Annotated in this window: 26 protein-coding genes; 19 read left to right on the top strand and 7 right to left on the bottom strand. The window is 62.7% G+C overall.

Going from position 1 to position 24,412, the window contains the following annotated elements; translation table 11 throughout:
- Positions 1-19 precede the first annotated feature (19 nt).
- On the top strand, positions 20-1,744 hold the full coding sequence (locus ABIE28_RS12045; RefSeq protein WP_354063231.1) for an ABC transporter ATP-binding protein: 1,725 nt from the start codon (positions 20-22) through the stop codon (positions 1,742-1,744).
- 21 nt (positions 1,745-1,765) lie between these two features.
- Here the strand turns inward: ABIE28_RS12045 and ABIE28_RS12040 are convergent, their stop codons facing one another.
- The gene (locus ABIE28_RS12040; RefSeq protein ID WP_354063230.1) at positions 1,766-2,650 is read right to left on the bottom strand and encodes a TIM barrel protein; all 885 of its coding nucleotides are present in this window, start codon (positions 2,648-2,650) and stop codon (positions 1,766-1,768) included.
- A 237-nt stretch (positions 2,651-2,887) separates the two neighbouring features.
- Between ABIE28_RS12040 and ugpB the strand changes: the two genes are divergently transcribed.
- From ugpB to phnN, 6 genes are all read left to right on the top strand, one after another.
- Complete coding sequence (gene ugpB, locus ABIE28_RS12035) at positions 2,888-4,216, top strand: sn-glycerol-3-phosphate ABC transporter substrate-binding protein UgpB (RefSeq protein ID WP_354063229.1); 1,329 nt, start codon at positions 2,888-2,890, stop codon at positions 4,214-4,216.
- A 78-nt stretch (positions 4,217-4,294) separates the two neighbouring features.
- Positions 4,295-5,179: a sn-glycerol-3-phosphate ABC transporter permease UgpA gene (gene ugpA, locus ABIE28_RS12030; protein ID WP_354063228.1), complete on the top strand. Its 885-nt coding sequence runs from the start codon at positions 4,295-4,297 to the stop codon at positions 5,177-5,179.
- 10 nt (positions 5,180-5,189) lie between these two features.
- Entirely contained in the window at positions 5,190-6,038 is an 849-nt protein-coding gene (gene ugpE, locus ABIE28_RS12025; protein ID WP_354063227.1) for a sn-glycerol-3-phosphate ABC transporter permease UgpE, read from the top strand.
- Between the two features lies 1 nt (position 6,039).
- The gene (locus ABIE28_RS12020) at positions 6,040-7,092 is read left to right on the top strand and encodes a sn-glycerol-3-phosphate import ATP-binding protein UgpC (RefSeq protein ID WP_354063226.1); all 1,053 of its coding nucleotides are present in this window, start codon (positions 6,040-6,042) and stop codon (positions 7,090-7,092) included.
- Positions 7,093-7,161: 69 nt separating this feature from the next.
- Complete coding sequence (locus ABIE28_RS12015; RefSeq protein ID WP_354063224.1) at positions 7,162-8,310, top strand: alpha-D-ribose 1-methylphosphonate 5-triphosphate diphosphatase; 1,149 nt, start codon at positions 7,162-7,164, stop codon at positions 8,308-8,310.
- Positions 8,307-8,870, top strand: a complete 564-nt coding sequence (gene phnN / locus ABIE28_RS12010) for a phosphonate metabolism protein/1,5-bisphosphokinase (PRPP-forming) PhnN (protein WP_354063222.1) — start codon at positions 8,307-8,309, stop codon at positions 8,868-8,870. The genes ABIE28_RS12015 and phnN overlap by 4 nt, the downstream gene beginning before the upstream one ends.
- 173 nt (positions 8,871-9,043) lie before the next feature.
- Here phnN and phnF read toward each other — a convergent pair whose 3' ends face one another.
- Positions 9,044-9,769 carry a phosphonate metabolism transcriptional regulator PhnF gene (phnF, locus tag ABIE28_RS12005; protein ID WP_354063220.1) on the bottom strand — a complete coding sequence of 242 codons (726 nt, stop codon included), beginning with the start codon at positions 9,767-9,769 and terminating at the stop codon, positions 9,044-9,046.
- Between the two features lie 76 nt (positions 9,770-9,845).
- Here phnF and phnG point away from each other — a divergent pair, with 76 nt between their 5' ends.
- From phnG to phnE (ABIE28_RS11945), 12 genes are all read left to right on the top strand, one after another.
- Positions 9,846-10,301 carry a phosphonate C-P lyase system protein PhnG gene (gene phnG, locus ABIE28_RS12000; RefSeq protein WP_354063218.1) on the top strand — a complete coding sequence of 152 codons (456 nt, stop codon included), beginning with the start codon at positions 9,846-9,848 and terminating at the stop codon, positions 10,299-10,301.
- Between the two features lies 1 nt (position 10,302).
- A complete protein-coding gene (phnH, locus tag ABIE28_RS11995) occupies positions 10,303-10,899 on the top strand; it encodes a phosphonate C-P lyase system protein PhnH (protein WP_354063216.1) in 597 nt (198 codons plus the stop codon).
- A 1-nt stretch (position 10,900) separates the two neighbouring features.
- Positions 10,901-11,983: a carbon-phosphorus lyase complex subunit gene (locus tag ABIE28_RS11990; protein WP_354063214.1), complete on the top strand. Its 1,083-nt coding sequence runs from the start codon at positions 10,901-10,903 to the stop codon at positions 11,981-11,983.
- Positions 11,984-12,146: 163 nt separating this feature from the next.
- A complete protein-coding gene (locus ABIE28_RS11985) occupies positions 12,147-13,022 on the top strand; it encodes an alpha-D-ribose 1-methylphosphonate 5-phosphate C-P-lyase PhnJ (RefSeq protein WP_354063212.1) in 876 nt (291 codons plus the stop codon).
- Positions 13,022-13,234, top strand: coding sequence for a hypothetical protein (locus ABIE28_RS11980; RefSeq protein WP_354063210.1), 213 nt, complete (start codon positions 13,022-13,024; stop codon positions 13,232-13,234). The genes ABIE28_RS11985 and ABIE28_RS11980 overlap by 1 nt, the downstream gene beginning before the upstream one ends.
- The gene (phnK, locus tag ABIE28_RS11975) at positions 13,224-14,000 is read left to right on the top strand and encodes a phosphonate C-P lyase system protein PhnK (RefSeq protein ID WP_354063208.1); all 777 of its coding nucleotides are present in this window, start codon (positions 13,224-13,226) and stop codon (positions 13,998-14,000) included. Before ABIE28_RS11980 ends, phnK begins: the two co-directional genes overlap by 11 nt.
- A gap of 160 nt (positions 14,001-14,160) precedes the next feature.
- Positions 14,161-14,862, top strand: a complete 702-nt coding sequence (phnL, locus tag ABIE28_RS11970) for a phosphonate C-P lyase system protein PhnL (protein WP_354063206.1) — start codon at positions 14,161-14,163, stop codon at positions 14,860-14,862.
- Positions 14,859-15,473, top strand: coding sequence for a DapH/DapD/GlmU-related protein (locus tag ABIE28_RS11965; RefSeq protein WP_354063204.1), 615 nt, complete (start codon positions 14,859-14,861; stop codon positions 15,471-15,473). Before phnL ends, ABIE28_RS11965 begins: the two co-directional genes overlap by 4 nt.
- A gap of 257 nt (positions 15,474-15,730) precedes the next feature.
- Positions 15,731-16,549 carry a phosphonate ABC transporter ATP-binding protein gene (gene phnC / locus ABIE28_RS11960; protein WP_354063202.1) on the top strand — a complete coding sequence of 273 codons (819 nt, stop codon included), beginning with the start codon at positions 15,731-15,733 and terminating at the stop codon, positions 16,547-16,549.
- A 61-nt stretch (positions 16,550-16,610) separates the two neighbouring features.
- A complete protein-coding gene (gene phnD / locus ABIE28_RS11955; protein WP_354063200.1) occupies positions 16,611-17,519 on the top strand; it encodes a phosphonate ABC transporter substrate-binding protein in 909 nt (302 codons plus the stop codon).
- A gap of 163 nt (positions 17,520-17,682) precedes the next feature.
- Positions 17,683-18,657, top strand: a complete 975-nt coding sequence (phnE, locus tag ABIE28_RS11950; protein WP_354063198.1) for a phosphonate ABC transporter, permease protein PhnE — start codon at positions 17,683-17,685, stop codon at positions 18,655-18,657.
- Entirely contained in the window at positions 18,657-19,997 is a 1,341-nt protein-coding gene (gene phnE / locus ABIE28_RS11945) for a phosphonate ABC transporter, permease protein PhnE (protein ID WP_354063196.1), read from the top strand. Before phnE (ABIE28_RS11950) ends, phnE (ABIE28_RS11945) begins: the two co-directional genes overlap by 1 nt.
- Before the next feature lie 3 nt (positions 19,998-20,000).
- On the opposite strand, the gene cobM is transcribed toward phnE (ABIE28_RS11945), so the two are convergent.
- The 5 genes from cobM to ABIE28_RS11920 all read right to left on the bottom strand — a co-directional run bounded on the left by cobM (position 20,001) and on the right by ABIE28_RS11920 (position 24,410).
- On the bottom strand, positions 20,001-20,759 hold the full coding sequence (cobM, locus tag ABIE28_RS11940) for a precorrin-4 C(11)-methyltransferase (protein ID WP_354063194.1): 759 nt from the start codon (positions 20,757-20,759) through the stop codon (positions 20,001-20,003).
- Positions 20,760-20,925: 166 nt separating this feature from the next.
- Complete coding sequence (cbiE, locus tag ABIE28_RS11935) at positions 20,926-22,131, bottom strand: precorrin-6y C5,15-methyltransferase (decarboxylating) subunit CbiE (RefSeq protein ID WP_354063192.1); 1,206 nt, start codon at positions 22,129-22,131, stop codon at positions 20,926-20,928.
- Complete coding sequence (locus ABIE28_RS11930) at positions 22,128-22,889, bottom strand: precorrin-3B C(17)-methyltransferase (protein ID WP_354063190.1); 762 nt, start codon at positions 22,887-22,889, stop codon at positions 22,128-22,130. The genes cbiE and ABIE28_RS11930 overlap by 4 nt, the downstream gene beginning before the upstream one ends.
- A gap of 169 nt (positions 22,890-23,058) precedes the next feature.
- Positions 23,059-23,781: a precorrin-2 C(20)-methyltransferase gene (locus ABIE28_RS11925; RefSeq protein WP_354063188.1), complete on the bottom strand. Its 723-nt coding sequence runs from the start codon at positions 23,779-23,781 to the stop codon at positions 23,059-23,061.
- The gene (locus tag ABIE28_RS11920) at positions 23,778-24,410 is read right to left on the bottom strand and encodes a precorrin-8X methylmutase (RefSeq protein WP_354063186.1); all 633 of its coding nucleotides are present in this window, start codon (positions 24,408-24,410) and stop codon (positions 23,778-23,780) included. The genes ABIE28_RS11925 and ABIE28_RS11920 overlap by 4 nt, the downstream gene beginning before the upstream one ends.
- Between the last annotated feature and the right edge of the window lie 2 nt (positions 24,411-24,412).

The raw sequence follows: 24,412 nt of genomic DNA, 5'->3' as shown, positions 1-24,412 counted from the left end.
ACCTTAGTTAGTGCCTCTCATGATCAAGCGTTTCTTCTCCTATTACGCCCCCTACAAGGGGCTGTTCTTCCTCGATTTCGGCTGTGCCATTGTTGCCGGCTTGCTGGAACTTGTGTTCCCGCTGGCTGTTGCCTATTTCATCGATTCCCTGCTGCCGCGCTCCGAATTCGGCTTCATCATCATTGCCGGCGCCGTGCTGCTGGCGATCTATGCGGTCAATGCCGTGCTGCAGGCGGTGGTCAACTATTTCGGCCACGTGCTGGGCGTTTCGATCGAAACCGACATGCGCCGTCAGGTGTTTGATCACCTGCAAAAGCTGAGCTTCCGCTTCTTTGACAACAACAAGACCGGTCACTTGATGACCCACGTCACCAAGGATCTGGAAGACGTTGGCGAAGTGGCCCACCACGGCCCAGAGGACATTTTCCTCGCCATCATGACCTTTGTCGGCGCGTTCATCCTGATGTTCGTCACCAATTGGCATCTGGCGTCGATGACCGTGGTGATCGTGCCCGTCGTGACCTGGCTGGTCAGCAAATACGGTTCGCGCCTGACGCTGAACTGGCAGGAACTGTTCGGCCGCGTCGGCGAGTTCAACACCCGCATCGAGGACTCCATCGGCGGCATCCGCGTGGTCAAGGCGTTCGCCAACGAGAACCACGAAGCGGGCCTGTTCGAGGGCAATAACAAGGCCTATCGCAAGACCAAGATCCAAGCCTACGCCATGATGACGGCGAGCATCACCATCACCTATCTCAGCACCCGCATGGTGCAGCTGATGGTCATGCTGGCGGGCTCCTGGTTCGTCATCAAGGGCGAAATGACCTATGGCGGCTTTGTCAGCTTCCTGCTGCTGGTCGAGGTTTTCCTGCGCCCGATCGACAAGATCACTGGCGTTCTGGAAAGCTATCCCAAGGGTATTGCCGGCTTCCGTCGCTTCACCAACCTGATCGACACCGAGCCCGACATTGCCGACCGCCCCAATGCTCAGGTCGTTGGCAAGCTGCGTGGCGACATCATCTTCAAGGACGCTGCCTTCTCCTATGAAAGCGGACGCCGGGTGCTCAATGGGCTGAACCTGACCGTTTCGGCGGGCGAAACGCTGGCCATCGTCGGGCCATCGGGCGCCGGCAAGACCACGCTGTGCTCGCTGCTGCCGCGCTTTTATGAGCTCGACAGCGGGTCGATCAGCATCGACGGCATCGACATTCGCGACATGACGCAGGCCTCGTTGCGCAACCAGATCGGCATTGTCCAGCAGGACGTGTTCCTGTTTGGCGGCACCATTCGCGAGAACATTGCCTATGGCTTGTTGGGCGCTAGCGATGAAGCCATCTGGGATGCGGCCAAGCGCGCGCGGTTCGACACGGTGATCAAGCGCCTGCCGCAGGGCCTAGACACTATGGTCGGCGAGCGCGGCGTGAAGCTGTCCGGTGGCCAGAAGCAGCGCGTGGCGATTGCCCGTATCTTCCTCAAGAATCCGCCGATCCTCATTCTCGATGAGGCGACCTCGGCGCTCGATACGGCCACTGAAGTCGCCATCCAGCGCTCGCTGGCCGAGCTTTCGCAAGGCCGCACCACGCTGGTGATCGCGCACCGTCTGGCCACTATCCAGCATGCCGACCGCATCGTCGTGATCGACGAGACCGGTATTGTCGAAGAGGGCACACATGACGTGCTACTGGCCCGCGACGGCGCCTATTCGGTGCTGCACAAGGCCCAGTTCGGCTATCTGGCCAGCTAAACAAGACCAGGTGGCAGGGCTTTAGAGCCCTGCCAATTGCCGCGCCCGGCTGAGGCAGCCCGGCTGTTCGCTGCTATAACGCTGGCTGATCTCCATCATCAGCACTGTGTCGGGCAGGAATGTCAGTTCCGAAAAAATCCAGTCCCAGTCGATATCGCCCCAGCCCAGCGGCAGGTGCAGATCGCCAATCCCCATCGCGACGTTTTCGGCCTGGTGATAGGCGATGTAGTGCGCCTGCGGCCGCCCGAAACTATCGTGGACATGCAGGTGCCCGGTGACGGGCGCCATCGCCGCGATCTCCTGGCGGAAGTCGAGCCCGCGATACGTGCATTCGATATAGGCGTGGCTGAAATCGATCAGTGCCACCAGATTGGGATGGTTGACTGCCAACACGGTTGCGGCGACTTCAGCCGGCGTCTGGCGATATTGCCCGGCTTCCGTGCTGAAGATGTTTTCGAGCGCCACGCGGATGCCGTAGGGGCGGCAAAATTCAGCCAGTTCGGTAAGGCTTTCGCGTTCGAGCGCATCCGCACCGGCGCGGTGATGCCATTGATCGGCGCGCAGATGGCCGCCATGCTGAACCAGAATGCGTGCTCCAAGGCGGTCGCTGACCTCTGCCAGCGCCTTGGAGACCTGTAGCTGATACGCGACGGTGTCGGGGTCCATGAAGTTTGACGAGACTAGACCATGAACGGTGTAGCGGAAATCAAATTGCCGCGTGATGGCCTCAAGCCGCTGGAGGCGTTCAGCGACAATCCGGCCGCCAGCGATCAGGTCAATGCTGGTCAGACCCAGTTCGACCGTGTCGACACCAAGCTCGGCCATCTGCCGCAATTCTGCTTCCAGACCAAACAGTTCGCCGTCGTCGGAGCCGACGCTAAACCCTGTTCCGATGATATTTCCCATGCTGTCCCCTTGGCGCGCGGTGGTCAAAATTTTGATCGCCTGCCTTAGCCATTTTCATGCGACGGCTGCATGACTGTCGCGGCAAACCCGCGCGGCCTCGGGCCTGTGGAGTGTCACCAAACCATCGTTTTGCTGTCACCCAACTGTTAATCGCCATTGTTAGGCACGCCGGGCTCGCAAGATGTGGGCCGGTAGGGGGCTTCCTGCCGATACTTCCAGTTACGCAGGAGAGAACCCATGGTTCGCTACCCACTCGCCGCCGGACTTGCCGTCCTGACCGTCGCACTGACCTCGAGCGTCGCCCTTGCCCAGACCGAAGTCACCTGGTGGCATGCCATGGGCGGCGAACTGGGCACCAAGCTCGAAGAAGTTGCTGCCAATTTCAACGCCAGCCAGTCCGACTATGTCGTGACCCCGGTCTACAAGGGCAGCTATGCCGAGACGCTGACCGCCGCAATCGCTGCCTTCCGCGCTAACGAACAGCCTGCAATCGTTCAGGTTTTCGAAGTCGGCACCGGCACCATGATGGCCGCAAAGGGCGCCGTCTATCCCGTCTACAAGCTGATGGAAGACAACAACCAGCCATGGGACACCGCCGGCTTCCTCGCGCCAGTGACCGGCTACTATTCGGACCCTGAAGGTAACATCCTGTCGCTGCCATTCAACTCGTCCACCCCAATCATGTACTACAACAAGGACGCCTTCGAAAAAGCCGGTCTCGACCGCGACGTCGCGCCAAAGACCTGGGCTGAAGTCGAAGAGTTCTCGAAGAAGATTGTCGCATCGGGCGCTGCCACCTGCGGTTTCACCACCGGTTGGGTGAGCTGGATCCAGACCGAAAACCTCTCGGCCATCCACGACCTGCCTTATGGCACGCTGCAGAACGGCTTTGGTGGCCTCGGCACCGAATTCACCTTCAACGGCGAAACCCAGGCCCGTCATTGGGACAACCTGGCCAAGTGGAGCAAGGAAGGCGTCTTCAAGTATGGCGGCCCAGTGGGCGGCAACGACGCGCCTCCGCTGTTCTACTCGGGCGAATGCGCCATCTACATGAACTCCTCGGCCTCGCGCGCTGGCGTTGTCGCCAATTCCAAGGACTTCGAAGTCGGCTTTGCCCCGCTCCCTTACTATGAAGACGTGATCGCCGAGCCAAAGAACTCGATCATCGGCGGCGCAACGCTGTGGGTGCTGAACGGCAAGTCGGACGACGTCTATGCCGGCGCTGCCCAGTTCTTCACCTACCTGAGCCAGCCTGAAGTTCAGGCCGATTGGCACCAGTTCACCGGCTACCTGCCAATCACCAATGCTGCTTTCGAGCTGGGTGAAGAGCAGGGCTACTATGCCGAGCATCCTGGTTCCGACATCGCCATCAAGCAGATCACCCGCGGCACGCCTTCGGAAAATTCCAAGGGCATCCGCTTTGGTAACCTGACCCAGGTGCGTGACGTCATCGACCAGGAATTCGAAGCAGTTCTGGGCGGTTCCAAGACCGGCCAGCAGGCCCTCGACGAAGCCGTCCAGCGCGGCAATGTCATCCTGCGCGAATTCGAAGCCGCCAATCAGTAAGCCAAGACTGCAAGGCCCGGAACATCGTTCCGGGCCTTGTCTCGTCCGCGCGCTGCCATAGCGCGCCAAGGATGCTCAATGCAGACCAAACGTACGATCTTTCCGAACCGGTGGCTGCCGTTTGCGCTGCTGGCTCCGCAACTGGCCATTACGCTGGTGTTTTTCATCTGGCCGGCGCTGCAGGCCGCCAAATCATCCTTCGAGCGTGAAGACCCGTTCGGGTTCAAGACGACGTTCATCTGGTTCGACAATTACGCCAAGCTGCTGGCCGACCCGATGTATCTCAACTCGCTGTGGCGGACGCTGATTTTTTCGGTGCTGGTCACCGTGATCGCCATGAGCGTGTCGCTGGTGCTGGCCGTCGCGACCAACCGCCTGCTGCGCTCGGGCCGCATCTATACCACGCTGCTGGTCTGGCCTTATGCCGTCGCGCCGGTCGTTGCGGGAATCCTGTGGTGGTTCATGTTCAACCCCTCCATCGGTATCCTGAGCTACGTGCTTGGTCAGCTAGGTGTCGACTGGAACCATCGGGTCAATCAGGACCAGGCCATGATCCTGGTTGTGCTGGCCGCCAGCTGGAAGCAGATATCCTACAATTTCCTGTTCTTCGTCGCCGGGCTGCAATCGGTACCAGCATCGCTGTCGGAAGCTGCCGCCATTGACGGGGCGGGGCCGTTCAAGCGGTTCTGGACCATCGTCGTGCCGCTGCTGTCGCCGACGACGTTCTTCCTGCTGATCGTCAACATCAACTACGCCATGTTCGATACCTTCGGCGTCATCGACGGCACCACAGGCGGCGGGCCAGCGCAGTCGACTAACATCTTGGTTTACAAGGTTTATGCCGACGGTTTCCTCGGCCTCAATATCGGTTCGTCCGCCGCCCAATCTGTGCTGCTGATGCTGATCGTCATCGTCCTCACCATCGTCCAGTTCCGCTTCATCGAGCGGCGCGTGCAATACTAGGAGCCGCGAAATGGTCGAAAATCGTCCCTGGCTGAACATCCTGACCCACGCCGTTTTGATCATCGGCGTCATCGTGATGGCCTTCCCGGTCTATCTCGCCGTCATCGCCTCGACCCACGGTCCCGGCGACTTCCTGCGCGGTGTCGTGCCGCTGCTGCCCGGCCCCCATCTGCTCGATAACTATGGGCAGATGCTGAGCCAAGGCATGTCGACCTCCGGCGCGCCGCCGCTGACCCTGATGCTGGTCAATTCCCTGATCATGGCGGTAGTCATCGCCGTGGCCAAGATCGCCATCTCGATCACCTCGGCCTATGCGATCGTCTACTTCCGCTTTCCGCTGCGGACGGCTGCTTTTTGGGTGATTTTCATCACGCTGATGCTGCCGGTCGAAGTGCGCATTATCCCGACCTTCAAGGTGGTCGCCGACCTCGGCATGCTCAATTCCTATGCCGGTTTGACCATCCCGCTGATCGCTTCGGCAACAGCTACTTTCTTGTTCCGGCAGTTCTTTTTGACGGTGCCGGATGAACTGATGGAAGCCGCACGCGTCGACGGGGCGGGGCCGCTCAAATTCTTCCGCGATATCCTGTTGCCCCTGAGCCGAACCAACATGGCAGCGCTGTTCGTCATTCTCTTCATCTATGGCTGGATGCAGTATTTGTGGCCCTTGCTCGTGACCACCGACAGCAAGTTTTACACGGTCGTCATGGGTATCAAGCGCATGGCCGCCTATGCCGACGCCGATCCGCAATGGAACCTCGTCATGGCCGCCGTTGTGCTGGCCATGTTGCCCCCGGTTCTCGTCGTCATCTTTATGCAGCGCCTGTTCGTCAAGGGCCTGGTCGAAACGGAGAAATAACATGGCCGCCATTGATCTGACCGGCGTCAAAAAGACTTATCCCGGTGGGGCTCAGGTGATCCACGGCATCGATCTGGCTATCGAAGATGGCGAAATGGTCGTGCTGGTGGGCCCCTCAGGCTGCGGGAAATCGACCCTGCTGCGGATGATTGCCGGGCTCGAAACCATCAGCGATGGCACGATTTCCGTCGGCGGTACGGTGGTCAACAAGCGCGAGCCTGCCGAGCGCGACATTGCCATGGTGTTCCAGAATTATGCGCTTTATCCGCATATGACGGTTCGCGGAAATCTTGAATATGGCCTGAAAAACCGTGGTACGCCGCGCGCCGAGATTGATCGTCGGGTCAATGCTGCAGCCAAGACACTGGAAATACACGACTTTCTGGATCGCAGGCCACGCCAGCTTTCTGGCGGTCAGCGCCAGCGCGTTGCCATGGGGCGGGCCATCGTGCGCCAGCCCAAGGCCTTCCTGTTCGACGAGCCATTGTCCAACCTCGACGCCAAGCTGCGCGGCCAGATGCGGATCGAAATCCGCCGCCTGCAGCGCGAGCTGGGCACGACCAGCGTTTACGTCACCCACGATCAGCTTGAGGCCATGACGCTGGCCGACCGGCTGGTGGTGATGAATGGCGGCCATATCGAACAGGTCGGCAAGCCGACCGAACTCTATGATCGTCCCGCATCGCTGTTTGTCGCCGGTTTCATCGGTTCGCCGCCGATGAACCTGCTCGACATCGAAAAGCTGCGCGCATTGCCCGGTGTGACTTTGCCGGACAGTCTGCCGAACGGCACCGACATTGTCGGCATTCGTCCCGACGCCATTGTAATCGGGGCAGGGGCGGCGGGGGATATTTCTTTGACGGGCACGGTCGAGCTGATCGAACCGGTCGGTGGGGAAAGCCATCTCTATGTGCGCGTTGCGGGGCTCGAGCAGATCATGGTGCTGGTGGCGCACGGCCGGTCCGAACTGGCCGAAACCATGCCGATCAATTTCGCCGTGCCGGTTGCGGCATTGCATCCATTCAACAAGACGAGTGGGAAGCGACTGGCTTAGTCGTTGAAACGTCATGCAACTGGGTTAGCGGAGCCTTCGTCCGCACGTAACCGCAAGATTGGCTCGCCTATGAACACCGTCGCCCTCGGAGAACTCGTTCTCACCAATGCCCGTATCGTCCTCGCCAACGAGGTTCTGGAGGGCTCCGTCCGGGTCGATGGTGGCATCATCACCGATATCGGTGCGCCGAGCCGAACCGGGGTCGATCTCGATGGCGATTACCTCATTCCGGGCCTGGTCGAACTTCATACCGACCATCTCGAAACCCATTATGCGCCACGCCCCAAAGTGCGGTGGAACCCCGTCGCCGCCGTGCAGGCGCATGATGCGCAGATCGCGGCATCGGGGATCACCACCGTGCTCGACGCCATTCGCGTCGGGCTCGATGAGCACGCCGATATGGGCCCAACGGAAATGCGCATCCTGGCCGATGCGATCCATGCCGGCACCAAGGCCGGGCGCCTGCGCGCCGAGCACCACATCCACCTGCGCTGCGAAGTTTCGGCGCCTGATTGCCTTGAATCCTTCATGGCCATCAAGGACGATCCGCAGGTGCGGCTGGTGTCGCTGATGGACCACGCGCCGGGCCAGCGTCAGTTCGCCAGCATGGATGCCTACAAGACCTACTATCAAGGCAAGCTCAAGATGAGCGATGCCGCCCTTGAAGAGTTCACCGAGCGGCGCAACGCCGAATCTGTGGCCTATGCTGGGCCACACCGCCGCGCGATTGCCGCTGCCTGCCAGGAACTGGGCATCGTGTTGGCCAGCCATGACGACGCGACGCGCGATCACGTCGAAGAAGCTGTGGCGCTGGGCACCGAAGTCGCCGAATTCCCCACCACCATCGAAGCCGCCAAGGCCTCGCGGCAGGCGGGCATGTCGATCCTGATGGGCGGACCGAACGTCGTGCGCGGCGGCTCGCATTCGGGGAACGTCTCGGCACGCGTGCTGGCCGAGGCCGATCTGCTCGATATCCTCTCTTCGGACTATATCCCTTTCTCCATGTTGCAATCGGCCTTCTCGCTGGCCGACAATGTGGAAGGGTTCAGCCTCGCCAAGGCCGTGCAGCTGGTCACCAAGCGACCGGCGGAAGCGGGTGGTTTCCATGACCGGGGCGAGATAGCCGTGGGCAAGCGGGCGGACTTCGTGCATTTGCGCGTCGAGGAGGGCATACCCATCGTGTTGACCGTGTGGCGGCAGGGACGTCGGGTGATATGAGCGGAGTTTTCGTTGCCGTTGTTGGCCCCAGTGGGGTCGGCAAGGACAGCCTGATCGATTTCGCGCGCCGGCGGCTGGAGCCCACCGGCCGCGTCGCCTTCGTGCGCCGCGTCGTGACACGGCCGGCCGATGGCGGCAGCGAAGACCATGACAGCATGGATGTTGCTGCGTTCGCGGCGGCCGAGGCCGATGGCGCCTTTGCGCTGAACTGGGACGCGCATGGCCTGCGCTATGGCCTGCCGATTGGGCTCGAAGACGATCTGGCGGCGGGCAAGGCCGTGGTCGCCAACCTGTCACGCGGCGTTATCCCGGCACTGCTGAAGCGCTATCCGCAGACCATGGTTGTTTCGATCATCGCCGACCGCGAAATCATCGCGCAGCGACTGGCGGGGCGGGGTCGGGAGAGTGCTGAATCCATCGCTCAGCGGCTGGCTCGAAGCGTTGAGTGCTGGTTGCCCGACAATGCGGTGCGGATTGATAATTCCGGTGCGCTTGAGGTGGCCGGGGCAGAGTTTGTGCGGCTGTTGCAGGATGTGGCTGGGCTGGTTGAGCGGGTTTAACGCCTGTCGAAACCTGGCCCTAAACTCGATTTTTCTGTGATACGCCCTCGTGGTTCGAGGCTTTGCAAGGGCAAAGCACCTCACCATGAGGGCTACTCTTGGTGCGGTTTATCAGTAGCCCTCATGGTGAGGTGCGAGTGCTTACGAGCCTCGAACCACGAGGGCGTGCCCCCTCACACCACCAGCTCCATCCGTTCCGCCGGAAACCGGCTGAGCGCGTAGGAAATCGGCACCCCATCGGGGTCCACATCGACCGCTTCCGACACCAGCAAGATTGCCCCCGGCGCCAGGTCGAGCAGCTTGGTTTCTTCCACGTCGGCATGGCGGGCGGAGATGCGGGTGGAGGCGCGGGCGTAGTCGGCGATGCCGTAGCTGAAAAAGACTTCGGTGCTGGAACCAAGCCGGGCGATGCGTTCGCCGAAATCGGGAAAGCGCCGATAGGGCAGCCATGTGGTGGCGCGCGAGATCGGGCGACCATCGGCAATCGACAATCCTTCGGTGCGCACGACCTTGGCGCCGGGTTTGAGGCCAAGGGCGGCGGCCACGGCGGCCGTGGCGTTTTCCAGTTTATCGCTGAGACTGCGCGAGCTGAGATTGGACGCCTGACCCTTGAGCCCCTCGCGGAAACGGGTGCGCTTGCCGATGGGGTAGCTGAGTCGTCTCGCACTGCGCACGAAGGTGCCGCGACCCTGTTCGGCCCCGACCACACCCTCATCGGCCAGCACCGCCAAAGCCCGCCGCACCGTGTGGCGATTGGCGGAAAATCGTTCTGCCAGAATGGCTTCGGTGGGGAGGCGGTCACCACTGGCGAGCTTGCCGCCGACGATGTCGAGGCGGATGGCATCGGCGATCCGCCGCCACAGGGCAACACCGCCGGAAACGTCTTTTGAAAGTGTCATTGCATTTTCACATGAGAAGCGTAGGACGGGATTTAGGACAGTAGTTGTCTAGTGTATTAGACAAATAGAGGCAAGCATGCAGACGGCATCTTCCAGTGATACGAGCGCAAGAAAGCGCGTTCTCGACATTCTGGCCCACGCTCCCTCCGCCAGTCTGGCGGCTTTGTGGGACGGCTGGGCCGACAAGCCGGCTTTCACCAAAGTGCGCGGCCCCGAGACCGGATTGGTCATGGTGCGTGGCCGGGCCGGGGGCGGCGGGGCGCCGTTCAATCTGGGTGAAGCCACCGTCAGCCGCGCCAGCGTGCGCATTGTAACGGGCGAAGTGGGGCACGGGTATTGCCTGGGCCGCGATCTCGCCAAGGCGGAAGTGATCGCGGTCATCGACGCGCTGTGGCAGCGCGAGGGCGAAGCGGTCGAAGCTCAGATTGTCACTCCCTTGCAGGCACTTGCGGCGCAAGCCGAGCAGAAAAAGCGCGGCGAAACGGCAGCCACCAAGGTCGATTTCTTCACCATGGTTCGCGGGGATAACTGAGATGGATTCTGTTCTCGAAGGCGGTTTCGCCGATCCGGTGCTCGATTCACAGACTGCGTTCCGCGCCATCATGGATGCATTGGCCAATCCCGGCACACTGCGCAAACTGCCGCAAACCGCGTTAACACAAGGGCCGCTGCCGGGCGAGTTGGCTAGCACATTGCTAACCTTGAGCGACCAGGACACCCCGGTTTGGTTATCACCTTCGCTGCGCAGCGAGGCGGTTTCCGCGTTCACAGCGTTCCATGCTGGCGCGCCGATTGTCAGTGAGCCAGGCCGGGCGGTTTTCGCGCTGGTGGGCAGTGTCGACGAGCTGCCGGTGCTCGATCAATTCAATCTCGGCACGCAGGAATATCCCGACCGGTCGACCACTATCGTGCTGGCTGTGCCGGCGCTGAGCGGCGGGCCGGATCTGATCATGCGCGGACCCGGAATCAAGGACCATGGCCATTTTAACCCGGTCGGCCTGCCGGGGGATTTCGTGGCGCAGTGGGCGGCCAACCGCGAGCTGTTCCCGCGCGGGATCGACCTGTTGCTGGTGGCCGATGGGCAGGTGATGGGCCTGCCGCGCTCGACGCGCATTTCACAAGGACATTGAGATGTATGTAGCCGTCAAAGGCGGGGAAGCCGCCATTGCCAATGCCCATGCGCTACTGGCCGACCGCCGCCGGGGCGACCGCTCGGTGCCGGCCTTGCGCATCGACCAGATCGTCGAGCAGCTCGGGCTCGCCGTCGACCGCGCCATGGGCGAGGGCTCGCTTTACGACAAGGAACTGGCGGCGCTCGCGCTGTTGCAGGCGCGGGGCGATCTGATCGAGGCGATTTTCCTCGTGCGCGCCTATCGCACCACGCTGCCGCGCTTTGGTTATTCGCAGCCGGTCGACACGGCCGAGATGAAGATAGAACGCCGCATTTCGGCGACCTTCAAGGACCTGCCCGGTGGGCAGATGCTGGGGCCGACCTTTGACTATACCCACCGCCTGCTCGACCCCGCCATTGTGGGCGGCGATGTGGCCGAGCCGGTGCTGCGCGAGGTCGACGAAGCGCAGGCGCCGCGCGTGACGGACCTTCTGGCGCATGAAGGGCTGATCGAGCCCGATGGCGAAACGGGGCCAGACCATGAAGTGGGCGACCTGACGCGCGAGCCGCTGGGTTTTCCGCTGGACCGCGATCTGCGGCTGCAGGCGCTGGCCCGCGGCGATGAGGGGTTCCTGCTGGCTCTCGGCTATTCGACCCAGCGCGGCTATGGCCGCAGCCATCCCTTCGTGGGCGAAATCCGCATCGGTGAAGTCGAGGTGGAGTTCGACGTGCCCGAGCTTGGCTTTGCCGTGAGCCTGGGCTGCGTCAAGGTCACCGAGTGCCAGATGGTCAACCAGTTCAAGGGTTCGGCCAAGGTGCCGCCGCAGTTCACCCGCGGCTACGGACTGGTGTTCGGGCAGGCCGAACGCAAGGCGATGGCCATGTCGCTGGTCGACCGGGCGCTGCGGGCCAAGGAATTCGGTGAGGACATCACCGCGCCGGCGCAGGACGAGGAGTTCGTCATTTCGCACTCGGACAACGTGCAGGCGACGGGCTTCGTCGAGCATCTCAAGCTGCCGCACTACGTGGACTTCCAGGCCGAACTGGACCTGATCCGGCGGATGCGGGCGGAGCATGAGGGCATGAAGGAGGCGGCGGAGTGATGTGCATCTTTCTCACCTCTCCCTTTGGGAGAGAGGTCGCCCTGCAGGGGCGGGTGAGGGGACCTTCCCCTCACGCAGCATATGGAAAAGGCCCCCTCACCCGACCGAAGACGGTCGACCTCTCCCCCAGAGGGAGAGGTGAAGACGGCATGGAGTACGCATCATGACCACCACCGCTCAATACAATTTCGCCTATCTCGACGAACAGACCAAGCGGATGATCCGGCGGGCTATTCTCAAGGCCATCGCCATTCCTGGTTATCAGGTGCCGTTCAGCTCCCGCGAAATGCCGATGCCGTATGGCTGGGGCACGGGTGGGGTACAGGTGACGGCGTCGATCATCGGGCCGGATGACGTGCTCAAGGTGATCGACCAGGGCGCGGACGACACGACCAATGCGGTCAGCATCCGGGCGTTCTTTGCCAAGGTGGCGCATGTGGAAACCACCACGCACACCGCCGACGCGACGATCATCCAGACGCGGCACCGTATTCCTGAAAAGCCGCTCGGGCCCGGGCAGATCCTTGTCTATCAGGTGCCGATCCCCGAGCCGCTGCGCTTCCTCGAACCGCGCGAAACCGAGACGCGCAAGATGCATGCGCTTGAGGAATATGGGCTGATGCACGTCAAGCTTTATGAGGACATTGCGCGCCACGGCCGCATCGCCACGACCTATGCCTATCCGGTCAAGGTCGAGGGTCGCTATGTGATGGACCCGAGCCCGACACCCAAATTCGACAACCCCAAAATGCATATGAGCGAAGCGCTGCAGCTGTTCGGGGCAGGGCGCGAGCACCGGATTTATGCGGTGCCGCCGCATACCGAAGTGGTGAGCCTGGACTTTGAGGATCATCCCTTTGCGATCCAGCATTTTGAGGAGCCCTGCGCGCTGTGTGGCGCGGAACAGGTCTATCTCGACGAGGTCATTTTGGATGACCGGGGCGGGCATATGTATGTGTGTTCCGACACCGACAATTGCGAAGAACGGCGCGAGGCCGGGCATGTCGGGGTGATGGGGATGCAGGAGGCGGCGGAGTGATGAGCCGTTTTCAAACACACAATGCATTCCGTTCTTTCGTCACCACCGGGCTTGTCCCGGTGGTCCACGGGATGCCGGGATATCGAGTGGATTGCCGGGACAAGCCCGGCAATGACGGCGTGACTGGTTTCCAGTCCGAAACGGAGGTTCCCGCTTTCGCGGGAATGACACTGTGGGTGGAAACAATCGGAGGTGTCTGCAATGTCCACTGAACCCCTTCTCCGCGTTGAGAACCTGACCAAATATTACGGCAGCCGCCTTGGTTGTGCCGATGTGAATTTCGAGCTTTGGCCCGGCGAGGTGCTGGCCATTGTCGGGGAATCCGGTTCCGGCAAGACGACATTGCTGAACTCGCTTTCGGCCACGCTGGAGCCGAGTTCGGGGCGGACCATGTATCGGATGCGCGACGAGCAGTGGCGCAATATTTATGAGCTGAGCGAAGCCGAGCGGCGGTTTTTGGTGCGGACGGACTGGGGCTTTGTGCATCAGAACCCGGCTGACGGGCTGCGCATGACGGTATCGGCGGGCGCCAATGTGGGCGAGCGGCTGATGGCGGTCGGTGACCGGCACTATGGCCATATCCGCGAGACCGCGCTCGACTGGCTCGGACGGGTGGAGATTGCGGCGGACCGGATCGACGATCAGCCGCGCTCGTTCTCGGGCGGCATGCGGCAGCGACTGCAGATTGCGCGCAACCTCGTGACCGGGCCACGGCTGGTCTTCATGGATGAGCCGACCGGTGGGCTGGATGTTTCGGTGCAGGCGCGCCTGCTCGATCTGCTGCGTGGTCTGGTGGGAGAGCTGGGTCTGGCGGCGATTGTCGTGACCCATGATCTCGCCGTGGCGCGGCTGCTGAGCCATCGCATGATGGTGATGAAGGATGGGCGGGTGATCGAGGCGGGGCTGACCGACCGCGTGCTGGACGATCCGCGCGAGCCTTATACGCAGTTGCTTGTGTCTTCGATTTTGCAGGTGTGATGGTGGTTCAGCTCCCCCTCATCCGGCGCTGCGCGCCACCTTCTCCCACGAGGGGAGAAGGGTATCGACTGCCAACTCTCGGCTTTTCCCCTTCTCCCCTGGTGGGAGAAGGTGCCCGAAGGGCGGATGAGGGGGCATTGCCATTTTCAGGAGTTTTCCAATGACCGCCCTTTCCGTCAAAAACCTCGCCAAGACCTTCACCATGCATCTGCGCGATGGGGTGATCTTGCCGGTGGTCAACAATGTCAATTTCGATGTCGAGCCCGGCGAATGTGTCGTGCTGGGCGGGCCATCGGGGGCGGGCAAGAGTTCGATCCTCAAGATGGTATATGGAAATTATGGCGTCGATGCCGGGGCCATCATCATCCAGCATCATGGCGAGGCGGTGGATCTGGCGACGGCCGATCCGCGTACGGTGCTGACGCTGCGGCGTGACTCTATCGGCTATGTCAGTCAGTTCCTGCGCACGGTGCCGCGTGTTTCGGCGCTCGATGTTGTGGCTGAGCCGCTGGTGATCCGGGGCGCGGAAAAGACCGAGGCGCAGCAGCGCGCACGGGACCTTTTGGCGCGGCTGAACCTGCCGGAGCGGCTGTGGAGCCTGCCGCCGGCGACGTTTTCGGGCGGCGAGCAGCAGCGTGTGAACATTGCCCGCGGCTTTATCACTGACCATCCGGTGTTGCTGCTGGACGAGCCGACCGCATCGCTCGATGCCACCAATCGCGCGGTGGCGGTGGCGATGATTGCCGAAAAGAAGCTAGCCGGTGTCGGCCTGCTGGGGATTTTCCACGATGAGGACGTGCGCAACGTCGTGGCCGACCGAATTGTCGATGTGACCGCTTTTGCGCCAAGGATTGCAGCATGACCCGTTTGAGCGAAAAACCATCCGTGCATCCCACGGCCAATGTCGTCGGCTCGATGCTGGGCCGCTACACCGAAATCGGCGCGGGCAGCACCGTGTCGCGCTCGACCATCGGCGACTATTCCTATTGCGTCGAAAACACCCAGATCGCCTATGCCCAGATCGGCAAGTTCGCCAATATCGCGAGCCATGCGCGGATTTATGCCAGCATGCATCCGATGGAGCGGGCGTCGCTGCATCACTTCACCTATCGCTCGGCCTGGTATTTCGATGGCGAAACCGATGACCAGGAGTTTTTCGACTGGCGGGCCAGCCAGGGGATCACTATTGGCCATGACACCTGGATCGGGCACGGCGCGGTGGTAATGCCGGGGGTCAAGATCGGCAATGGCGCGATCATCGGCTCCAATGCGGTGGTGACCAAGGATGTGGCGGACTTCGCCATTGCGGTTGGGGTGCCGGCGCGGACGATCAAGCAGCGGTTCAGCGACGATGTGGCGGGGCGGCTCGATGCGATGGCGTGGTGGGACTGGAGCCATGACAAGCTGCATCAGGCGCTGCCGGATTTCCGGAAGCTGGGGATTGAGGCGTTTTTGGAGAAGTATGAGGGGTAAACCCTGCCACGCCCTCGTGGTTCGAGGCTCGCGAAGGGCTCGCACCTCACCATGAGGGCTGTTCTTGGTGCTGTGTAACAGTAGCCCTCATGGTGAGGTGGGAGCGCAGCGACCCTCGAACCACGAGGGCGTGTCCTGATCCCGCGACAACCCACCACACCTATCCAGTGCACAGTCATGCAACCGTCACTGAACTTACACGCTGACGTTATGTCCCCGCCCTAGGTCTGCCGCAGTTCAACGGGCAGGGGCGCTCAATGCTCAAGATTTCCAATGTTTCGCGACGCTTCGGCGACAAGCTTGCCGTCAGCGACGTGAACCTCGAAATCCCGCAAGGCCAGATGGTCGGTATCATCGGCCGATCGGGCGCCGGCAAATCGACGCTGCTGCGCATGATCAACCGGCTCAACGACGTATCGTCTGGCTATATCGAATATGACGGGGTCAAGGTCTCCGAACTGCGCGGCCAGCACCTGCGCAACTGGCAGCGCGACTGTGCCATGATTTTCCAGCAGTTCAATCTGGTGCCGCGCCTGGATGTGATCACCAATGTGATGCTGGGTCGGCTGAACGGTCGCAATCCGGTGCTGAACCTGATGCAGATGTTTTCTCCCGACGAACAGCTCGCAGCGCTCAAGGCGCTGGAGCGCCTCGACATCGCCCAGACCTCGATGCAGTGGGCGCAGACCCTGTCAGGTGGCCAGCAGCAGCGTGTGGCGATTGCCCGGGCGCTGATGCAGAACCCCAAAATGATCCTGGCCGATGAGCCGATCGCCTCGCTCGACCCGCGCAATGCGCAGATCGTGATGGACAGCCTGCGCGACATCAATGCCGAAGGCATCACCGTCATCACCAACCTGCACACCCTCGATACGGCGCGCGCCTATTGCGAGCGCATTATCGGCATGGCGGCCGGCAAGGTTGTGTTCGACGGCACGCCGGACGAGCTGACCACCGATGTGGCCCGCACCCTTTATGGCGCAGACGGGCTCAAGGAAGCCTTTTCCGAGGCGATGACGTCCACCTCGCTCGCGCCCCTCGCCATCAAGACCGCCGACACCAGTTCGGCCTCTTAAACGAAGTTCCGCGGCCCGCCATGGGCTCGCCGACAAACCCGCGTCACCAAAGGAAAACTCCATGACCGCGATCCGCAAGATCCTGCTGGCCTCCGTGGCCCTCTCCATGTCCACCGCAGCCTTCGCCCAGGACGTTTCCGTTCTGCGCATCGGCCTTGATGGCGGCGAAAACGAAGCCGACCAGCTGCGTCGTTCGGAATGCGTTGCCGAGCCACTGAAGGCCGCAACCGGCGTTTCCGAAGTCCAGTTCTTCCCATCGCCAGACTATAACGGCATCATCCAGGGCCTGCTCGGCGGCACCATCGACATCGCCATCATGGGCGCGTCGTCCTATGCCAAGATCTACATTGCCGACCCAGAAGCCGTTGATCCTGTGCTGACCACCCAGCAGGCTGACGGTTCGACCGGCTACCACACGATCATGGTCGCCCGTAAGGATTCCGGCATCACCGATCTGGCCTCGACCAAGGGCAAGAAGCTCGGCTTTGCCGATCCAGATTCGACCTCCGGATTCCTGATCCCCAACGTTGCCCTGCCAGGCGACATCGGCGCGCCAATCGCTGAATTCTATGGCGAAACCGGCTTCGGCGGCGGTCACGAAAACCTCGTTCTCGGCGTTCTCGACGGCACCTGGGATGTTGGCACCACCTTCGGTTCGGGCCAGGGCGAATGGTCGGAAGGCTACACCTCCGGCAACCTGCGCATCATGGTCGACAAGGGCCTGCTCGACATGGACGATCTGGTTGAAGTCTGGCAGTCGCCAATCATCCCGAACGGTCCGCTGATGGTCTCCAACAAGCTGCCAGCCGATCTCAAGGCCAAGGTCACCGCCTTCTTCAAGGGCCTGCCAGAAGCTGACTTCGAGTGCTTCGACGCCTTCACCGCCGGTGGTTACACCAACTTCGTCGACGCCGGTCAGCCACTCTACCAGACCATCATCGACGCTCGTAAGTCGGTTATCGGCGGCTAAGACGTCCCGCATCCACGGCACGGCACCTCCCCCTTGATGGGGGAGGTTGGGAGGGGGTGCGAGAGCCCCGATATGGGGGCCAGTCACCCCCTCCCTGACCCTCCCCTCAAGGGGGAGGGTGCCGACTGCCACTTCAGCTGTCGACGAAGGAAAGACCCCGCCCATGGCCGACATCGCCAATAGCCCCAACGGGCTTTCGCCCGCCAATGAGAGCTTGCTGCGCCACTATCGCAGCCAGGTGATGACGCGGCGGATTTACAGCCTGCTGATCGGGCTGGGTGTGCTGGTCGCGCTGGTGATGGCGATGAACTATGCCAATGCCGCAAATTCCGGGAAGTTCTTCGACCGGCTGCCCTATATGTTCGACTTCATCAAGAATTTCGTGCCGCGCGATCCCTTTGAGATCTTCCGCGCCATGTTTGGCCTCGAGTCACCCTATTTCGATGGCTCAGCCAAATATGACTACACCTCGAGCCGGGTCTATCTGACCGACAGCCTCTATATTCCCAACTTCGTTTATCAGCTGATCGTCACGGTCAATATCGCCATCGTCTCGACGATCATTGGCGGCACGCTGGCCTTCTGCCTGTGCTTTTTCGCAGCCACCAATCTGGTCGGCGCGGGGGCCGTGCGGTGGTTCGTGCGACGCATCATGGAAGTGCTGCGCGCCTTCCCCGAAATCGTGGTGGCAGGCCTGTTGACGGCCGTGCTCTCTATCGGCCCCATCGCCGCCATCGCGGCGGTGTCGATCCACACCATCGGTGCGCTGGGCAAGCTGTTCTTCGAGGTCGTCGAAAACGCCGACATGAAGCCCGATGAGGGGCTGAAATCGGTCGGCGCGTCGTGGCTCGACCGCGTCCGCTACGCCATCGTGCCCCAGGTCATGCCCAATTTCGTCAGCTACACGCTGCTGCGGCTTGAGATCAACGTCCGCGCCTCGACCATTATCGGTGCGGTTGGCGGCGGTGGTATCGGCGAGGTGTTCCGCCTGTCGATTGGCCGCGACTACGCCGCGCAGACCTATGCCATCATCATCCTGCTGCTGATCACCATCATCGCCATCGACCAGTTTTCCAGCTGGCTGCGCCGACGCCTCGTCGGCAATCAGGGCTTCAATATCGCCAAGGGAAGCGTCTAATGACCGCGTTCAGCGTCGCCGAGCGCGCTCGGCTCGAAAAGAAGTTTCCCGAAGTTTTCAAGCAGCACTTCTTCAAGCGCTATGGCCTGCCGCTCGGCATCGCCGCCGCCGTGCTGTACCTGATTTTCTGCTGGTTCTTCTTCAATGTCGGTCCGGCCCTGCAGAACGGCAAATGGGACCGTGCGTCGATCTATGTGCAGGATTGGTATTCCTGGCGCGCCCAGCCGCGCCTGCGCTTTGATGGCGACGCGGTGGTGCCGCAATGGTCGAGCCGTGGCCAATATGCCAAGGACGCCACCATCGACTGGCTGACGCCACACGCCGACGGCAGCATGACCGCAAAATTCGGCAATGACGACGACCGCCTCGACATCACCACCACCGAGGTTAATGTCTTCGTCGATGGCGTGGGCTATCCGGTGACGATCACCGCCGACGGCGCGTTTGCGCCAGCCGATGTGCCCGCCAATATCGTGCAGGACCGCCAGAAGGTGCTGGTTGACTTCGGCTTTGCCGGGCAGGCGGAAATCCGCAACAATCAGGTTGCCGTGCAGCGCCGCTTCTTTGGCTGGGCCAACTTCCTCTACGACCCCAAATCCAAACTCTGGGGCAATGACTTGTTCTCGACCATCGGTCTGATCTTCTCGGGTGATCGCGTCGATCCGGCGATGACCAATGGTCAGCTCGTGCTCAAGGAATGGCTTGGCAATCAGGCCTGGCAGCATGGCGATATCCTGACCAAGCTGATGCAGACGCTGGTGATGGCCTTTGTCGGAACGCTGCTGGCAACGCTGTTTGCCTTCCCGCTGGCTTTCATTGCCGCCCGTAACATCACCCAGAACCGTCCCGCCAATATCGTGATGAAGCGGTTCTTCGACTTCCTCCGCTCGGTCGATATGCTGATCTGGGCGCTGTTCTTCACACGCGGCTTTGGCCCCGGCCCGATCCCCGGCATTGCGGCGATTTTCTTCACCGACACCGGCGCGCTGGGCAAGGTCTATGCGGAGGCGCTGGAGAACGTCGACGACAAGCAGCGCGAAGGCATGCAGTCGGTCGGCGCCAGCCCCGCCTCGGTCAACCGCTATGGCGTGGTGCCCCAGGTGCTGCCGGTGTTCGTGTCGCAATCGCTCTACTTCTGGGAGAGCAACACCCGCTCGGCCACCGTTATCGGCGCGGTCGGGGCAGGGGGGATCGGGCTCAAGCTGCTCGAAGCCATGGGCACCAATTCGGACTGGGACAAGGTCGCCTATATGGTGCTGCTGGTGCTGTTGGTTGTGTTCCTGTTCGACAATATCTCCAATGCCATCCGCTCGCGCCTGATCGGACCAGCATCCCATTAAGCGCTAGGTGCGGTCGCGGAAGCGGCGCTGATAGTCCGGATCGTAGAGCGAACTCTCGCGGAAGTCCTCCGCGCCCAGGCCTTTGCCGACGAAGATGATCGCGGTGCGTTCGACCGGATCGGCGGCGAATTTTGCTGCGATGTCAGCGAGGGTGCCACGCACGATCTTCTGGTCGGGCCAGGAGGCGTGAAAGACGATGGCGACGGGGCAATCGGCGCCATAGAGCGGCGTGAGTTCGGCGACCACCCGATCCAGCGCATGGATGGCCAGATGGATGGCGAGAGTCGCGCCTGTCGCGCCGAAAGCGGCAAGGTTTTCACCCTCGGGCATGGGCGAGGCGCGGCCGGAGACGCGGGTCAGCACAAGGCTTTGTGCCTGGGCGGGGATGGTCAGCTCGCGGCCCAATGCTGCGGCGGCTGCGGCAAATGCGGGCACGCCGGGCGTCAGCGTATAGGGGATGTCGAGCCGATCGAGCCGCCGCATCTGTTCGGCGACGGCACTCCAGACGGAGAGGTCGCCGGAGTGGAGGCGGGCGACATCCTGACTCGCAGCGTGGGCGCGGACATATTCAACTTCGATTTCGTCGAGCGACAATGGCGCGGTGTCGACGAGGCGCGTGCCGGGCGCGCACCAGGCCAGCATTTCGGGCGGCACGATGGACCCGGCATAGAGGCAGACGGGGCAGGCGCCCAGCAGCTTCATGCCGCGCACGGTGATCAAATCCGCCGCGCCGGGCCCGGCGCCGATGAAATGGATGGTCATTGCGAGTACCCGGATGCTTCTTCACCTCTCCCTTTGGGGGAGAGGTCGACCCTTTTGGGTCGGGTGAGGGGGGCTTTACGGGGGGAGGGGCGTGGGGAAGGCCCCCTCACCCGTCGCTGCGCGCAGACCTCTCCCCCGAAGGGAGAGGTGAGAAAGAGCGCTGCCGTCATGCCTTGCTCCAAACCCATTGCGTGATCGGCATGGCGGGGCGCCAGGCGGTCATGGTGCCCACTGCGTCGGCGCGGGAGACGGCGATGCGGGTGAGAGTGCCGCCGATCTCAGCGTGTTTGGCGAGGAGCGCCGCTTCAAATTCGAGGGTCACCGCATTGGCGACGAGCCGACCGCCGGGGCGGAGGGCCGAGACGGCGGCGTCCAGCAGGCCGGGATCGGACCCACCGCCGCCGATGAACACGGCATGGGGGGCGTCGAGGCCCGATAGCGCTTCGGGGGCGGTGCCGGTGATGATCTTGAGATCGGGTACGCCGAAAGTCATGGCATTGCGGGCGATGCGGGCGGCGCGGTCGGGGTGCATTTCGACGGCCACGGCGCGCAGGCTGGGATCGGCCAGCATCCATTCGATGGCAATCGAGCCAGAACCGGCGCCGATATCCCACAGCGTTTCGCCACGCCTTGGGGCGAGGGCGGAGAGGGTCAGCGCGCGGACGTCGCGCTTGGTGATCTGGCCGTCGTGTTCGTAAAGGGCGTCTTCGAGGCCGGGTGTCAGCGGCAGGATGCGCGCGCCGGGCAGGGCGACGACGCTGATGGCGCAGATGTTGAGCGGATCGATGTCGGTGAGGGCAAAGCTCATGGCGACGTGCGAGCGCACGGTTTCGGACGGGCCGCCGAGGGCTTCGAGCACGGCGATGATGGAGATGCCGAAACCGGCATCGGTGAGCAGTTTGGCCAGCTGGGCGGGGCCGTGCTCATCCGAGGTCAGCGCGAGAATGCGTGCGCCGGGGTGGAGGTGCGGACGGATCAGATCGAGCGGGCGGCCATGCAGCGACAGGGTCTGCACATCCTGCAGCGGCCAGCCGAGGCGGGCGGCGGCGAGGCTGAAGGAGGATGGATGGGGGTGGACCACCATCTGGCTGGCGTCGATGTGGCGGCTGAGGGTGGCGCCGACGCCGTAGTGGAACGGATCGCCCGAGGCCAGCACGCAGACCTTGCGGCCACGCAGGGCGATAATGGCGGCGACGGAGTCCGAGAAGGGGGACAGCCAAGGGCGTGGTTCGCCGATGATTGCGGATGCTGCGAGTTCGAGATGGCGCGCGCCGCCGAAGACGAATTCGGCCTCGGCAATGGCTGCCTCGGCGGCGTCACCAATGCCGGGGAGGCCCTCTTCGCCGATGCCAACAATGGTCAGCCAGGTCATGACGGGCCGCCCGTCGAGCGGGGCGAATAGACCAGCGTGGGCAGGCCCTCGCGCTCGATGATGCGGGTTTCGGGCGAGCCGATGATGACGCAGGTTGCCATATCGGCGCGGGCCGGATCGGCATCGCCAAGGGTCATGATTGTGATGGCTTCATCGGGGCGGCCAGCGGCGCGGCCGAAGATGACCGGTGTCGACCATGGCAGCACTTCGCGGAGGATCGCAAAGGCGGTGCCGAGCTGCCAGGGGCGGGCCTTGCTGATGGGATTATAGAGCGCGATGACGAGGCCGGCCGTGGCGACGGCGCGCAGGCGGGCTTCGATGACCGTCCAGGGCTTGAGATTATCCGACAGCGAGATGGCGCAGAAATCGTGACCGAGTGGCGCACCGGCGCGGGCCGCAACGGCCAGCATGGCGGTAACGCCGGGCACGATGACCAGATCGACAGCGCGCCAGGCGGGCGGACCGGCTTCGAGCGCTTCAAGGATGGCTGCGGCCATGGCGAAAACGCCCGGATCGCCGCCGGAGACGACGCAGACCTTTTCGCCGGAGGCGGCGGTGTGCAGCGCATCCTTGGCGCGGGCCAGTTCTTCGCGGTTATCGGAGGCGACGCGGCGTTGGTCGGGACGCAGGGCAAGGCGATCGAGATAAGGCCCGTAGCCGAAAAACACGTGGCTGGCTTCTATAGCGGCCTGCGCTTCGGGCGTGGTCTGGTTTGGATTGCCGGGGCCCGTGCCGACGACGATGAGCTTGCCGGTCATGGCGCCATACTCCCGGTGAGTTGAGCGTTTGCACGCCACACCCACCGTGCTGCCCTCGGGCTTGACCCGAGGGTCATTCGCCGCGCCTGCCGTGTTGGGAGTGGCCCTCGGGTCAAGCCCGAGGGAAGCGATCGTGGGTGGCGAGAGTGCTGAGATTGAACGCACAAATTCATGGCCGTGTGCTCCAGCCGGGGACGAGGACCAGCGCGAAATAGGGTGCGACGTCGTCTGGCTTGTCGGCCAGGGCGATGGAGAAGCCGTTTTCCATGGTACCGCGTTCGACATAGACGGCGCTGTCGAGGCGTCCGGCGGCGGCGATGGCGCGGCGGATCTTGGGCAGGTTGCGGCCGACCTTCATGATGACGGCGCCATCGGTATTGTCGAGGCGGGCCGTGAGCGCGTCTTCATCAAGCGTGCCGGGAAGGACCGACAGGATATCGTCGCCCTGCACCAGCGGCAGGCCTGCCTGCGACCAGCAGCCGGACATGGCGGTGATGCCGGGGATGACCTCGGTGTCGTAGCGCGTGGCGAGGCGGACATGGAGATGCATGTAGCTGCCGTAAAACAACGGATCGCCCTCGCTGAGCACAGCCACTGTGCGGCCGGCATCAAGATGGGCGGCAACGCGGGCGGCGGCTTCGGCGTAAAAGTCGCTGGTGGCGGACTTGTAGTCGTCGTGGTGGCGATGGATTTCGGTGGTGACCGGATAGCCGAGCCGTTCTTCGATCTGGGTGGTGATCAGATCGGCGACGATGCGGCGGGCATTGCTGGAATTGCCCTGCTTGGCGAAATAGGCAACCACGTCGGCCCGCTCGATGGCGCGCACGGCCTTGATTGTCAGCAGTTCCGGATCGCCGGGGCCGGTGCCGACGCCTATCAGTTTGCCACTCATATGCCGGGCCTCGCGAGTGCATTGAGCGCCGCTGCCGTCATGGCTGAACCGCCGAGGCGCCCGCGCACGATGGCATAGGGCACGCCATAGGAGTTTTCGGCCAGCGCATCCTTGGATTCAGCGGCGCCGACAAAGCCGACCGGCATGCCGATGATGGCGGCGGGCTTGGGCGCGCCGTCGCGCAGCAGTTCGAGCAGGAAAAACAGGGCCGTCGGTGCATTACCGATGGCGACGACTGATCCGGCAAGACGCGGCAGCCATAGGCGCAGCGCGGCGGCGGAACGTGTATTGCCGAGTTCGGCGGCCAGCGCTGGGGTCGCCGGGTCGCGTAGGGTGCAGATGACCTCATTATTGGCAGGAAGGCGCGCGGCGGTGACGCCACGGGCGACCATTTCGGCATCGCAGAAAATTGGCGCGCCAGCGGCGAGCGCCGTGCGGGCGGCGGTGACGAAACCGGGGCCATATTCAAAGTGTTCGGCCGCTTCCACCGAGCCGGCAGCGTGGATCATGCGGATGGCGAGTTCGGCCTCGTCAGCTGAGAACCGGGCGAGGTTGGCCTCGGCGCGGATGATGGCGAAGGACTTGGCGTAGATCGCGTCGCCATCCTTGATGTAGTCGTATTGCGTCATGC

Source organism: Devosia sp. 2618 (genome assembly GCF_040546815.1).
Lineage (GTDB): Bacteria > Pseudomonadota > Alphaproteobacteria > Rhizobiales > Devosiaceae > Devosia.
Note: the sequence above shows the minus strand (reverse complement) of the source record. Positions and strands in the feature narration are given on the sequence as shown.